Origin of the sequence: Algoriphagus vanfongensis DSM 17529 (genome assembly GCF_000429465.1) — a bacterium.
Taxonomy (GTDB): domain Bacteria; phylum Bacteroidota; class Bacteroidia; order Cytophagales; family Cyclobacteriaceae; genus Algoriphagus; species Algoriphagus vanfongensis.
This window is the reverse complement of record NZ_AUBX01000010.1, coordinates 349,619-362,810: the sequence shown is the minus strand read 5'-3', so window position 1 is coordinate 362,810 and position 13,192 is coordinate 349,619. Positions and strand designations below refer to the sequence as shown.

Here is a 13,192-nt window from a genome sequence, read left to right as displayed (position 1 = left end):
AAAGGTTAAATTTTGGAAACCCAGTTTACAAAAAGTCCTGCAGAGATTGCTAATGCAAAACTTAAAAGAGTGCCCACTAAAATATATTCAGTCAATTTTCGGTCCTTAGATCTGCTGAGATCACTGAATCTGAAGACAGATTTTGCAGTGAGGAGAAAACCTACAGCTTCCCATTTGCCTAGCAACACAAAGGTGAAGACAAACAGTCTTTCCAATATTCCTATGTATTTGCCGGCCTGCTGTAGAGAATATTTTTTTGGTAGATCGAGTTCTTTGGACCAGTTTTTTAGCAATACCTGTAGCAAGAGGGCCGAAACTTGGGTGACGAACAGCAAACCTGTCACTATTGCCAAAAAATAGACTGATGAAAAAAGAGGGAGGATGTCAGGTGTTTTTTGAGTTATTACCAGCCAAATGCCTATTAAACTTAATACGTGGAGGCATTGATCCAGAATAAACCAAAATACCCTATTTTTTCCTGTCTGAGAGTAAATTTTGAGTAGATCGATAGCTCCATGGAGAATGACTACCAAAATGGGGATATACCATAAAGCCTTGTCAAAAAGAAGGATCGCTGTCAATAGTCCGTGGATGAGGAAGTGTAAGTAAAGCTTCCAAGATCTGACTTTCAGTTGCTCTTTTTCTTGAACCCAAGAGCTGGGCTGAAGGACAAAATCACCGATCAGATGCGCAAGGAGAAGCTTGAGAAGGATGATCATGGCAGATGGTTCTGGAGTTTTTTCCTAAAAATCTGTTCGATTTCCATCAGTTCTTCGACATTGGCTCTTTTGAATCTGTCACTGACTGAGTTTTGTTTGATTCCGAGTTTCCGTCCGACTTCCTCTTGAGTCGCCTGGGGATCAGCCCAGATGATCTGCATGAGTTCGGCGGAGGATAAAGACCACTTGTCCATAAATATCCCGGCCAATTTGAGGTAAAGATTGATCTCCTCATCCATGTCTTTCCATGGACTTTGGATCGCAAGGTTTACTTTTTCCTTTTTTAGCCTGTCAAATTGCTCACTGGAGTGAATAAATGCCGGTCCGTTGCTTTCGGAAATACGAGCTCCTCCATAGGTTTTTTCCCCTATCCCGATAGACATTCTCACGTCAATGGGACTGGATGTTTTGGAGATATTGGGCTCAGAGATGCTTTTGATCAAAATCTTGATTTGGATGGCCTTATGAAGGGATTCCGCTGGGTTTTTTACTTCCAATTGGAAAAAATCCCCCCAGACCAATTCCCAATCCTTAGGCTGTTCTCCCCATTTTCCCATAAGTTTTTGAAGTGGTATCAGCCAGACTTCCGGATTTTGAATTTTTCTCGAAGACATGATATCTCCTTTTATGACTGCTATCATAGTCTGATTTTATCGTTTATTTGAGCGATAATCTTAAATATCGTTTTTTTAGACGATAAAATCAAATATCGCTTTTTATGACGATATTACTCTAGCTTTTTAAAGTTTTCGGGGGCAGCAAGCTGAAAGGACTGTTGGCCTGCAGCCATTTCAAGTCCCCATCTCTTTAAGCTGGGAAGTTCTAGGGATTTTTCTCGGTACTCATCCGGGGTCATGATGGGAATGCCATAGATGATGGGGAAATATCTGTTGCAGCTAGTGCAAGTCAATATGCCTTCGATGATTTGTTGGTCTTCCGTCTCCTGAAATACTTCCAGATTGAGGTCCTTTTTATCAAAAGGACAGCAGAGTTTATCTAATAATTTCCTGTTCATACGATTAGTGTTTCATTTGTTTGAGATAATTCTGGGTGGCAGCCTTGGGATCTTCCTGATTCAAAATCCCTGAAATGACTGCTAGCCCTTGATAGGAGAATTCCTGCAAAAGATGCAGGTTTTCGGGTTTGATTCCTCCGGAAAGGAAAATGGGTAAACTCGTCAGGTTCTGAGCTTGTCGGATTGTGTCTGGGTCCACAAGTTCGCAGGTATCCACGGAGGAAGAGGGGAATACCGAGCAAAAACTGATGTAGGACATCTGATTTTGATCTGCCCATCGGATCGTTTCTAGATCGTTTCCGACAGTCAATCCTGTTATCTTATGTTGGAGTTTCACTTTGACTAGATCCCAGTTTATTGGGATTTGATCAAAATGAACTCCGTCCACCTTGGCTTTCAGTGCCAGCTTCCAGTCCTCATTGACCAAGACGGGTGCAGAAAAGGACTCCGCAAACTCTACTACTGATTTGCAAAAGCTGATTTTGTCCTCTTCTTGGATACCTTTCTGCCAGTGATTCCATATCTGAACCACACCGACTCCGGCCCTAAGCGCCTCTTTCAACTTTCCCAATAGCAAGGACCAATCCTGAGAAGGGTCCAATACCAAATACAATCCTTTGATTTGCTTCATGATTTTCCAGATTTGATAGCTTCATAAAAGGCGTCCCAGTATGGGTCTTTCCCGTTAAAATCAAAGATTGATTTTTGATTCTTTTCAGCTATGATTTCTTTTTTCGGATCAGCGGTGAACTGGCCGATACAGGAGGCTTCAATGCCTTTTTCCTGATAGGCTTGAAGTAGTTTTTCTTCTGAACCTTCTTCCACGGCCATCAACAAGGCTCCAGCTCCGATTGAGATCAAAGGGTCAATTCCAAAAAGCTTGGCTACTTTTTCAACTTCATCTGAAACAGGAATTCCCGATTTCTTGACAGAAAAACCCAAACCAGATGCATCTGCCATTTCATCCAATGCCCCCAAAACACCTCCCTCAGTGACATCGTGCATGGCCAAGAGTTCCTTATTCGGCAGGAGGGTAGAGGACGCCAAAAGAGCTTCTGGAAGTACGGAAAGCTTCCAGAAATTGGCAGCGGCCTTATGCTGGATCTCATCACCCAGAGCATCTGATACAAAATTAGGGAAGGCCATAGCCAGCAAAGAGGTGCTCGACAAAGCAGCTCCTTTGGTGAGGATGATCGAATTCCCGGCTTTTGCCCTATTGCTTGAGAGGAGTTTTTCTTTGGGAGCTTGCAAAAACATCGTTCCACCACCCGAAATGGTGGATTCCTGACCGGGAACCTGTCCTGTATGGCCCCCCGTGATCGCTATATTCAGATCCGTGCAAAGCTCATGAATGTACTGCCAATATTCTCCAAATTGCTCTCTGCTCATGCTCGATGGGAGATTGAGTACAAACTGTGCATACTGCGGAGCAAAACCCGTTGTGCATAAATCATTGGCTAGTAAATGGATGGATAGCCAAGCCGAAACTTTCATCCCTAATGAGGGAATCAGTGACAAAGGATCGCTGGAAACAGCCAAAGCATTGCCATTTTCCAAATCGATGAGGGCAGTATCCACTCCAAACTGAGGCCCACAAATCACCTCATCCCGACTGGCTCCACGGCGGTTGAGCAAGTCTTTTTTGAAAACAGCAGCACTGATTTTTCCGGAAAAATCCTCAAAAGCTCCCATTACACATCATTGAGTTTGACATGAAATCCGAAGAAATCTCCATAGGGGACTTTCCATTGTTGCTTGGGAAACCACTTGGGAAGGCCGGTTGCATTCCATTCTATGCTGTAGTCACGATCCGGTAGTGCTTCTGCTACTAAGGCTTTTAGTGAAGCAGGTGTGTAGAAATTGGCCGTGACATAGTAATTGTTTTTTCCAAAAACCTGCTGCACTCTCCTTCGGATTAGCTTGGGCGTGTTGCGATTCATCATTCCGAAAATGATCCCATATTTACCAACTCGGACAGCTTCTCGGATGACGGCTACAGGATTTTTGTAATATTCGAAAGTGGTCACAAAAGCCAAGGCATCGAAGGAATGATCCTTGAAGGGCATGTGATGAGAGTCTGCCAGTACCAGATCCCCGTCAAATAACTGTACGCCCTGGGCAAGCATAAAGGGAGAAATGTCTCCACCTGTAGCTTCCAGGCCGATTTCATGCCACCATCGCGTAAAGCGGGTAGTTCCACAGCCGAATTCCAAAAGGGTTTTGACTCGATGATCCTGCTTGATCAGGCCTTCCAAAGTCCTTTTCTGCCAAATCTCCTGTTCTTTGTAGGGACCCTCGTAGTATTGCTCGTAATGATCGGTATCATCTCGATTAAAAAACCACTCTTTACGCCCTTGCCAAGTCCGGAGTTCTTCCGGCGCCACTTGGTAATTTTCTTTTTTGATCAGTTCGCTCATTCGTCTAAATACTTAGACCTGAATGAATTCCAGAAAGAATAGAGTCCGCACGACTCTCACAATTCCTACGCTGGCATTATCCAGATCAGGTTTTTCGGGTATGATCTCAGCCGTATGTAGGCACCCCGTTGTTTTAATTTTAATCAAATATAAAAGACAAACCCGAGAAAGTCCCGGGTTTGCATGGCCTGTTTAGGCTTTGAATTCAAATATTTTTTCTGTGATGGCCCATCTCCAGTTGGGAGGTGTGCCGGGCAGATTGGTTTGGTATTGGCCGAGAAATGCCTCCCATTCTTGGATTTTGGGGTTGGCATTGTCGAGTTCTGCTTTTTTCTCAAAGCTAAACTGATCATCGGCTACCATGATCATGGAAAGGCGGTTTTTCCATCGGTAGATGCTCATCTGAAGAATCCCCGCTACGCGGATACTTTCCAGAATCTCCGGAGCTACCGCCTTGTGGCAGTCCACATAAGCTTGGATGGCCTCCGGTTCATCTTTCAAATCACAAATCAAAAGGTATGTCTGCATGGGGAATGATTAGGTAGTAATACTTGGTTTTTTGACACGCACGGCGAAAAGGAAAACCATCAAGAAACAGGCTAATGGAAGAGCAAAAGAGAAGTTGACCTCTGAAACTCCAAGGATCGTGACGTCGGTGTAGCCTGTACCGCCCAAGTCTAGAATCATTCCTTGAAGGGTAGGCATGATCGCACCACCTACAATCGCCATCACGAGAAATGCTGCTGCGAATTTGGAATCTTCTCCTAAGCCTTCGAGTGCGATTCCATAAATAGTTGGGAACATCAAAGACATGGCAAAGCTTATGCCTACCAAGCTATACAGTCCTGTCATGCCTGGGATGAAGATCGCTCCGAGCGTAAAGGCCATTGCCAATAATGAGAAAAGAGATAGAAGCCTGGAGGAGGAAATGTAGCGAAGGAGGAAGGTACATACCCATCGTCCAACTAAAAATACCACCAATGCGGCGTAGCCGTAATTGACGGCTGAGGCATTGTCGATGCCCATCGCTTCGGCATATTGGTAGATGTAGGTCCACACCATGATCTGCGCACCCACATAAAACATCTGAGCGAAAGTCCCTTCTACGAAATTCCTGTTTTTGAACAAGCGTTTCATCGTTGGTCCAAAATCCACTTTATTGGAAGCATCCTTGTTTTCAGGCATTTTGACCAGTGCTATGACTACCAATATTCCCACTACGACTACCCCCAGCATCACATAGGGATTACGGATGATCATCAGGTCATTGGTCCGAATGATGGCTTTGGAAGCCTCGTCCAAGCTGCTATAGATCAGATTTCCGTCAGCGTCAGTCTCATTGGATTGGAGTGAGTTGAGGATAAACTGCTTGGCTACAAATAGTCCTGCCAATGCTCCCATGGGATTGAAAGCTTGGGCAAGATTGAGTCTCTGAGTCGCAGTAGCTTCCGGTCCCATCGATAAGATGTAAGGATTGGCGGTGGTCTCCAAAAACGCCAAGCCAAATGTCAAGATATAGAGGGAGGCGAGGAAAAAGCCATAGCTTTCCAACGCTGCTGCTGGATAAAACAAAATGGCTCCAAAAGCATACAGGCCTAAACCCAGCAGGATTCCGGTCTTATACGAGTATTTTTTGATAAAAAATGCTGCTGGCAAAGCCATGGTGAAATATCCCCCGTAAAATGCCAATTGGACCAAGGAGGCCTGGACATTGTTGAGTTCCAACACTCTCTTAAATGCCGCCACCATGGGATTGGTGATGTCATTGGCAAAGCCCCAAAGGGCAAATAGTGAGGTGATGAGGATAAATGGGAGAAGTAGGTTTTTGGGTATTAGTGCTGGTTTCGGGTTCATAGGGTTCTGTCCAGATGAGTATAGCCGCCATCGACGAAAAGATGCTGACCGGTGATATGTAAAGCTTGAGATGAAAGTAAAAACAAAGTCATGGAAGCGATCTCTTCTGGCGAAGTCATCCTTCTTCCCAGAGGAATTTTTTGGTTGATTTCTTCCAGTTTTTTGTCAGGATCGGGAAAGGTATTGATCCAGTTTTGGTAAAGAGGAGTGAATACTTCTGCAGGAATCACGGCATTGACGCGAATCTGATAGGGAAGTAGCTCCGCAGCCCATTCACGGGTCAAAGCGAGTTGAGCACCTTTTGCAGCTACATAGCCAGAAGTACCTCCCTGTCCCGTCACGGCAGTTTTGGATGAAATATTGACAATGGCTCCCTGTGTTTTTTTCAACTCAGGAAGGGCATAATGCGTGAGGTAATAATAATGGTTGAGGTTTTTGGTGACGGAGTTTGCAAAAGCTTCCGGACTTCCATGCTCCAAGCCGACACCGTCATTGGCTCCGGCATTATTGACGACACCATCTATTCGACCAAATTTTTCCAAGCAAAGCTTAACGGCTGTTTCTGCATCTTCAGCAGTAAACATTCTCATCGGGATCTGAAGTGCTTTCCCGTCTGCCAACTCAATCAGTTCCTTTCCCTCTTTTTCCGAAGGATCGATGAATACAGGAATGGCGCCTTCTGCAATCAAGCTTTTGGAAATAGCTCCACCGATGCCTTTGGCTCCACCCGAGATGAGGATGACTTTATCTTTTAACTGTAAATCCATATTAATATAAATTGTAAAATTGAGTGGCAGTTTCACCCATTAGTTGAGCCTGCTCAGAAGGAGACAGGGAAGCTATAAAATCCCGAACTAGGTCAATTATCTTTTCGTATTCTCCTGCTACCAAGCAGACAGGCCAGTCGGAGCCGTACATGCATCTCTCCGGGCCAAAAAGCTCCAAGGCAATTTCCATGTAGGGTTTGATCTGGTCTGCAGTCCAGGTTTGCCAGTCTGCCTCTGTGACCATTCCGGAGATTTTGCAGTGGATATTTTCCCTTTCTGCGATGGGTTTTAGCTCTTTTTCCCAGTCTTTCCATTCTCCTTTTTTGATATAGGGTTTGGCAAGATGGTCGATCACCATCGGTTGTTCCGGACATTTTTTGACCAGCTCCAAAACAGCTTTGAGATGGTGAGGAAAAACGAGAATGTCATAGGTATAGCCGGCTTTGTGGAGGGATTTCAGGCCTCTGATAAATTCCTCTCTCAGCATGTAGGCAGGATCTTTCCCTTGGAGAATTTCACGAAATCCTTTCAAGTAATTGTACTCAGAATACTTTTCCAAAATTTCGCTGAGATTGTCAGAACCGAGATCAGCCCAGCCAACTACTCCTTTGATCCAAGGGTTTTGAGCAGCTAGATCCAACAAGAAATCGGTTTCCCTGAGGCTTTCATCCGCCTGCACGGCTACACAGCCGTCTAGTTTGGCATCCTCCAAAAGAGGTTTGAGATCCGCCGGAAGAAAATTCCGACGGATTCTTTTCATGCTCTCATCGATCCATTCGTGACGCTTTGGGTTATATTCCCAAAAATGTTGATGAGAATCTATTTTCATGCTTCAGGATCATTCATAGCCACTTGCTTGGAAATACCCAAACCGTCGATTCCTAATTCTACCACATCACCAGGCTTCAAGTAGCGAGGCTCTGGCTTGAGACCCAACCCAACTCCTGAAGGAGTGCCGGTAGAGATCACATCACCAGGGAGTAGAGTCATGTATTGACTGAGATGCTCGATCAAAGTAGGGATGTCAAAGATCAAGTCAGAGGTATTGCTGTCTTGGAGTAGTTCATCGTTTAGCTTGAGCCAAAGTCTGAGATTATGTGGGTCAGAGACCTCATCTTTGGTGACTAGAGTAGGGCCGAGTGGAGCGAAGTTATCCGCACTTTTTCCTTTGACCCACTGACCACCGTGACGAAGCTGGAAGTCACGCTCACTGACGTCATTGTGCAGCGCATAGCCGGCTACATAATCCATCGCATTTTCTTTGCTTACATATTTGGCTCGCTTGCCGATGACTACAGCCAATTCTACCTCCCAATCGGTCTGAACCGAGTTTTTTGGAATATAGATCGGATCAAAAGGTCCGCAAAGCGAAGAAGTTGCCTTCATGAAAATAATAGGCACTTCTGGTACTGCCATGCCAGATTCTTCGGCATGCTTGAGATAATTGAGTCCGATGCAGACAATTTTGGAAGGTCTTGCTACCGGGGACCCCAAACGGGAATCCGCAGGGATTTTTGGAAGTGTAGATTCATTGGCTTCCAGCCAGATCTTCAATCTTTCCAAACCGTTGTTGTTGAAAAAATCTTCGTTCCAGTCTTCTCCAAAACTACTGCAGTCCAGATAGTCTCCATTTGCAGCTTGTATTCCTGGTCTTTCCTGGCCGATCTGGCCAAATCGTATCAATTTCATGAGTTAAAATTTAGATGTTTTAGAGGAGGATTACATTTTTAATCCCAAAAATCCTCCATCGATATTAATATTAGAGCCTGTGATAAAGCTGCCTTCCTCACTGCTGATGAAATAGGCCAGTTCGGCTACTTCTTCAGGAGTGCCCATGCGACCGATGGGTTGGGTGGCAGCCAGCTTGGCAAACATTTCTTTTTCCTGTCCTGGGTAGTTTTTTGCCAAAAACCCATCCACAAATGGGGTGTGAACTCTCCCCGGCGATAGACAATTGCATCGCACACCTTGCGACACATAATCTCTGGCAATGCTCAATGTCATAGACAAAGCTGCACCTTTGGTCATGGAATAGGCAAATCTATCAGGAATGCCCATCGTGGCTGCGACAGAACACATATTGAGAATCGAACCGCCACCGTTTTCGATCAGCTTGGGTAGAGCTGCTTTGGTGCAGACAAACATCCCTTTGACATTGACCTGATATAATCTATCAAAGTCCTCTTCAGAGGTGTTTTCCACTTTGCCAACATGAGATACGCCGGCATTGTTGATCAAGGTGTCGATTTTACCGGGCAGTTGCTGGATACGTTCACTGATTTGCTCCAGTGAAGTCACATCTGCATGCCAAAAGGTAACCTGATGCCCTTTTTCCTGCTCTTCTTTTTCCACTAATTCCCCTTGGGAAACATTAGCATCGATAAAAAATACTTGGGCATTTGCCCTAGCAAACCTTCTGACCATGGCAAGGCCGATACCACTTGCTCCGCCCGTGATAAGGACTGTTCGATCTTTCATAATATGTGTTGGATTATCGGCTTCGAAGAAACTAAAGCGTAGAATCTTCTAGTCGATTTGTTGAATAAGGCGAAATTTATGGCTTTTTCGCAAAAAGGCCATCAATTTTTTATACAATCGGATGAGTCTTTGGATTGCGGTCTTCTGATAGGATTAATTGGGCCGTTGATGATGCCTTGAGCCTGTGGGCTAAAGAAACTGTGGCTACCACTCGTGACTAAGAATTCGGCTTGGGTTGTTTTTCTTTCGATTTTTCCAGCAATCCCCATTCTTTTCGGGCGCTTTCGGCAGTACCTACTTGGGAAATTTTGTAGCTGATGTCCCGGATGATTTCATCCAGTTCGTTGGAAGAAGCTAAAAGATAGGAGAGCAATTCCCGATCGTCCGGAGAAAGGTTTTTGGCAGAAGTATCCAACAGTTGGGCTAGCCCTAAGATCCGTGCCAATGGAGCTCTGACCACATGGGACTGGATCCAGGCTATCTCCCGAAAAAGCTCATTCTGCTGTTCTATTTTCCGGATGTAGTTCAGCTTATCTGTCAAGTCTATAACCAAAGCCATCGCGGCTTCCTTGTTTCCGATCTTGAATTTGGCAGGACTGACTTCTACCTCCATGATCTCTCCATTTTTCTTGAGATGCTTGGATAGTCTTCGATAGGTCTTTTTGGGGCTATCGCCAAATTCGGAAAGATACTGTTGTACTTTGGGAATGTCCTTGGCTGGCCGAATATCCAAGATGGTCATCTTGAGAAACTCCTCCCTAGTATAGCCATATTTGGTGACTGCGGCCTGGTTGATGTCTATGATTTTATACGTCTCCGAGTCATGAACTATGATAGGAGAGGGGTTGAAATCAAAAAGTCCAGAGTATTTCTTTTGGGATTCTTCGAGTTCTTGATTGATCTTTTGAAGCTGAAGGTTGGATTGAAGTAATTTTTGTTCTGATTCTTTTTGTTCGGTAATATTCTGTGTCGAACCGATAATTCGGATTGGCTTACCGGCATCATTGCGCAGGATGTAGGCTTTTTCCAGTACGTAGAGATATTTGCCTGATTTGCTTTTGATTCTCAACTCCTCCGACCAGTAATTTTCCTGACTTTGAAAGACCTCTTTTACAAATCTTTCGCTTTGTGCCTGGTCATCCGGATGAATCAATGAGAGCCAGAAGCCGGAATCAGAAGTGAGTTCCTCAGCAGTGTATCCCAAGAATTTTTGAAAACCGGGACTTCTGTACACTTCATCGGTGGAAATGTCCCAGTCCCAGATCATTTCCGAATTGGCCATGGATACATACTGAAACCTCTGATTGCTTTCCTTGAGTTTATGGGTTGTTTGAGCGATTTTCTTTTGTAGGATAGATGGCTGTTTGGCAAAATTCCAAAACAGAAATCCGAATGCCAATGCACTCAAAAACCTAAAACCCACAGGCAAGAGCATTTCATTGAAGGATTTGTCCTGATTCATTTGGACTTTGAGAGTCCAGTTTCCTTCTGGAATGAGTGTTTCCAAGATGGGACCTTGCAGATCCGTGAAATCTGCTGACAAAAGCGATTGTGCTTCATCTAGCTCCGGCGAACTTTTGATCAAATCAATGGTGTAGCCTTCTTGAGCCAGTGGGGGAGCAAAGATTTCATCTTTGAATTCCTCCCAATCCATCAACACAGCAGCAAAGCCGGTAAATCGATTTTCATCAAAAAGGGGGAGTCTACAAATGATAGCTCTGCCACCTTGCTTGAGATTGATAGGCCCTGCAAAAAACACTTCCCGTCTCCGAATGGCTTCTTGGGCTTCTGCCAATACTTTCGGGTCTTCAAGAATATTGTAGCCAATGATTATTTCATTGCCTTCCAACGGGTAGGTGTTGACTATTGTACCGCTATCCAAGTATTGAATCTGATCAAGAATTTTGATATTCTCAATGATGCTTTTGCCTACCTCATGAAAATTCCCTTCTATTTCTCCATTTTGGACGAGGTACCCCAAAACCTTCACTGCAGAGTTGGCTGTGAAAAGGGCGGCGTTGATGCGCTCTTCGATGGTTTTCGAGAGATTTTCTACATCCTCCTTTGCATTATATTCTTTGAGCTGAAACTCCCGGAAACTCAAAAACAACCCAAAGCCCAAGGTGATCAGAAATGCAATAGCACCTGTGAATAGGGGAGATGTGAAGAATATTTTCCGAAGGATGGAAGCCATATTGCCGATGTACTTAAAGCATTACTGTTTTTCCTGTTTTGACAGATTCATCACAAGCAAATGCGATTTTGAGGCTGTTGAGTGCGTCTTGTAAGTGGTCTGTAAGATCTAGTTCTGACAAGATAGAGTCTAGGAAATAGCGCTGTTCCCTATCACATAATTCCTGATGGGAAGGCTCGTCCTTCATATCTATCCATTCGTCTTCTTGAGTAAACTGATTTGTAGAATCTATAGCCGCATGATGGATGCGAATAGATTCTGTTTGGGTGTGGGAATCCACATGGTCTGAATTTCCTGTTTGCGCAGCTTCTTTGGCCACGATGGAAACAGCGCCTTTGGGACCAAAAACATCCTTGACAAAAAAAGCGGTTTCGGATACCATGGGTCCCCAGCCAGCTTCATACCAGCCTACCGATCCATCGTCAAAGCGGATCTGAAGCTGACCGTAATTGTAATTGTCCTCTGAGATTTCATCAGTCAGCCTAGCGCCGATGGCTGAGACAGAGACTGGTTTGGAGCGGGTCATTTGGCACATCACATCGATGTAGTGTACTCCACAATCGACAACGGGGCTGAGGCTTTTCATCAAGTTGCGGTGTACATCCCACATATATCCCTGAGACTGTTGGTTCAGGTTCATCCTCATGACCAGAGGTTTGCCTAGTTTTTGACTTTCCTCGATAAATCTGATCCAAGATGGGTGATGTCTCAAAATATACCCCACCACCACCTTTTTGTCTTTTTCTTTCGCTTTGGCAATGATTTTTTCGCAGCCGAGAATGCTATCAGCCAGAGGCTTTTCTATAAACAGGTGGCAATCGTGATCTAGGGCTTTCAAAGCAAACTCTTCGTGTGTATCTGGGTAGGTGGAAATACAAACTGCGTCAGGGCTTGTACTGTTTAAAGCCTGCTCAAAATTTTCAAAAAGAGGATAGTCTGCCTGAAGCTTTTGATTCAGTTCGTGTTTACTATTACCGCGTGATACCAAGCCACAGATCTCAAATTCGGGCATGTGATGATAAGAGGTGGCATGAGAAGCGCCCATGTTGCCGCAGCCTACTACCAGTATTCTTAGAGGTTTCATGGATTTTGAGTTTTAAGTTGGGATATCTCCGGCTCGGTCAAATAGACAATGGATACATCCAAGGTAACTGGATCAAGGGGCATGTCTGTGGAATCTCTCTCAAGGTGCACAATCTCATCGATATACTCCATTCCTGATATGACCCGACCAAACACGGTATAATCTCCGTCCAGCCGATGAAGGCCCTCTTTATTTTGAACAATATAAAACTGACACCTAGCCGAAAGTTTGCCCGGATTGTCATCTCCACCTGCTCCCACTGCTCCGTAGCTATGAGTCAGATCTGGGTGAAACTCTGGATTCAATAGGTACTCTGGATCTGTGAATCCCTCAGGTGTGTCTGGACAACCTCCTTGTGCTACAAAATTGGGTATGACCCGATTGAATGTCAGTGAGTCCCAGTAGCCGGCTTCAGCTAGTTGGATGAAGCTTCCCTTGTGTTTCGGCGTACGGTCATCCAGTTCGATCCAGACGGTTCCATGCGGAGTTTCGATTTTTCCAATTGCAGACTTTGCCTGTCCGATAGCTGTAGTTGGATGGAGCAAGCAGAGCCAGAAGGCCAGACTCAAAATGAGTGAGAATCCGAGCGCTCTACAATCGAATAGAAAATTTTGCTTTTGGATCATAAAAAATTGAAATCTATGTTTTTGGGCTGAAATTGCAT

15 protein-coding genes and 1 riboswitch are annotated in these 13,192 nt (G+C 44.7%); all 15 genes read right to left on the bottom strand.

Annotation, left to right across the window (positions count from 1 at the left end; translation table 11 throughout):
- Positions 1 to 5: 5 nt before the first annotated feature.
- Positions 6 to 719, bottom strand: coding sequence for a DUF3307 domain-containing protein (locus G460_RS0106760; RefSeq protein ID WP_026954648.1), 714 nt, complete (start codon positions 717 to 719; stop codon positions 6 to 8).
- The gene (locus G460_RS0106755; protein WP_026954647.1) at positions 716 to 1,360 is read right to left on the bottom strand and encodes a SatD family protein; all 645 of its coding nucleotides are present in this window, start codon (positions 1,358 to 1,360) and stop codon (positions 716 to 718) included. The genes G460_RS0106760 and G460_RS0106755 overlap by 4 nt, the downstream gene beginning before the upstream one ends.
- An 86-nt stretch (positions 1,361 to 1,446) precedes the next feature.
- Positions 1,447 to 1,734 carry a Trm112 family protein gene (locus tag G460_RS0106750; RefSeq protein WP_026954646.1) on the bottom strand — a complete coding sequence of 96 codons (288 nt, stop codon included), beginning with the start codon at positions 1,732 to 1,734 and terminating at the stop codon, positions 1,447 to 1,449.
- A gap of 4 nt (positions 1,735 to 1,738) precedes the next feature.
- On the bottom strand, positions 1,739 to 2,365 hold the full coding sequence (locus G460_RS0106745) for a thiamine phosphate synthase (protein ID WP_026954645.1): 627 nt from the start codon (positions 2,363 to 2,365) through the stop codon (positions 1,739 to 1,741).
- Positions 2,362 to 3,426 carry an AIR synthase family protein gene (locus tag G460_RS0106740; RefSeq protein WP_026954644.1) on the bottom strand — a complete coding sequence of 355 codons (1,065 nt, stop codon included), beginning with the start codon at positions 3,424 to 3,426 and terminating at the stop codon, positions 2,362 to 2,364. Before G460_RS0106740 ends, G460_RS0106745 begins: the two co-directional genes overlap by 4 nt.
- The gene (locus tag G460_RS0106735; protein WP_026954643.1) at positions 3,426 to 4,151 is read right to left on the bottom strand and encodes a class I SAM-dependent methyltransferase; all 726 of its coding nucleotides are present in this window, start codon (positions 4,149 to 4,151) and stop codon (positions 3,426 to 3,428) included. The genes G460_RS0106740 and G460_RS0106735 overlap by 1 nt, the downstream gene beginning before the upstream one ends.
- Positions 4,152 to 4,196: 45 nt before the next feature.
- A riboswitch (TPP riboswitch) is annotated at positions 4,197 to 4,289 on the bottom strand.
- 54 nt (positions 4,290 to 4,343) lie between these two features.
- The gene (locus tag G460_RS0106730) at positions 4,344 to 4,679 is read right to left on the bottom strand and encodes an L-rhamnose mutarotase (protein ID WP_026954642.1); all 336 of its coding nucleotides are present in this window, start codon (positions 4,677 to 4,679) and stop codon (positions 4,344 to 4,346) included.
- Between the two features lie 9 nt (positions 4,680 to 4,688).
- Positions 4,689 to 6,005 (bottom strand): L-fucose:H+ symporter permease, encoded by a 1,317-nt coding sequence (gene fucP / locus G460_RS0106725; protein ID WP_026954641.1) that lies wholly within the window; start codon positions 6,003 to 6,005, stop codon positions 4,689 to 4,691.
- The gene (locus G460_RS0106720) at positions 6,002 to 6,772 is read right to left on the bottom strand and encodes an L-fucose dehydrogenase (protein WP_026954640.1); all 771 of its coding nucleotides are present in this window, start codon (positions 6,770 to 6,772) and stop codon (positions 6,002 to 6,004) included. The genes fucP and G460_RS0106720 overlap by 4 nt, the downstream gene beginning before the upstream one ends.
- A gap of 1 nt (position 6,773) precedes the next feature.
- On the bottom strand, positions 6,774 to 7,601 hold the full coding sequence (locus G460_RS0106715; protein WP_026954639.1) for an amidohydrolase family protein: 828 nt from the start codon (positions 7,599 to 7,601) through the stop codon (positions 6,774 to 6,776).
- Entirely contained in the window at positions 7,598 to 8,461 is an 864-nt protein-coding gene (locus tag G460_RS0106710) for a fumarylacetoacetate hydrolase family protein (protein WP_026954638.1), read from the bottom strand. The genes G460_RS0106715 and G460_RS0106710 overlap by 4 nt, the downstream gene beginning before the upstream one ends.
- 30 nt (positions 8,462 to 8,491) lie before the next feature.
- The gene (locus G460_RS0106705) at positions 8,492 to 9,250 is read right to left on the bottom strand and encodes an SDR family NAD(P)-dependent oxidoreductase (protein WP_026954637.1); all 759 of its coding nucleotides are present in this window, start codon (positions 9,248 to 9,250) and stop codon (positions 8,492 to 8,494) included.
- A 217-nt stretch (positions 9,251 to 9,467) separates the two neighbouring features.
- A complete protein-coding gene (locus G460_RS22610) occupies positions 9,468 to 11,444 on the bottom strand; it encodes a PAS domain S-box protein (RefSeq protein ID WP_051315946.1) in 1,977 nt (658 codons plus the stop codon).
- A gap of 13 nt (positions 11,445 to 11,457) precedes the next feature.
- Complete coding sequence (locus G460_RS0106695) at positions 11,458 to 12,528, bottom strand: Gfo/Idh/MocA family protein (RefSeq protein WP_026954636.1); 1,071 nt, start codon at positions 12,526 to 12,528, stop codon at positions 11,458 to 11,460.
- A complete protein-coding gene (locus tag G460_RS0106690; RefSeq protein ID WP_026954635.1) occupies positions 12,525 to 13,154 on the bottom strand; it encodes a peptidylprolyl isomerase in 630 nt (209 codons plus the stop codon). The genes G460_RS0106695 and G460_RS0106690 overlap by 4 nt, the downstream gene beginning before the upstream one ends.
- Between the last annotated feature and the right edge of the window lie 38 nt (positions 13,155 to 13,192).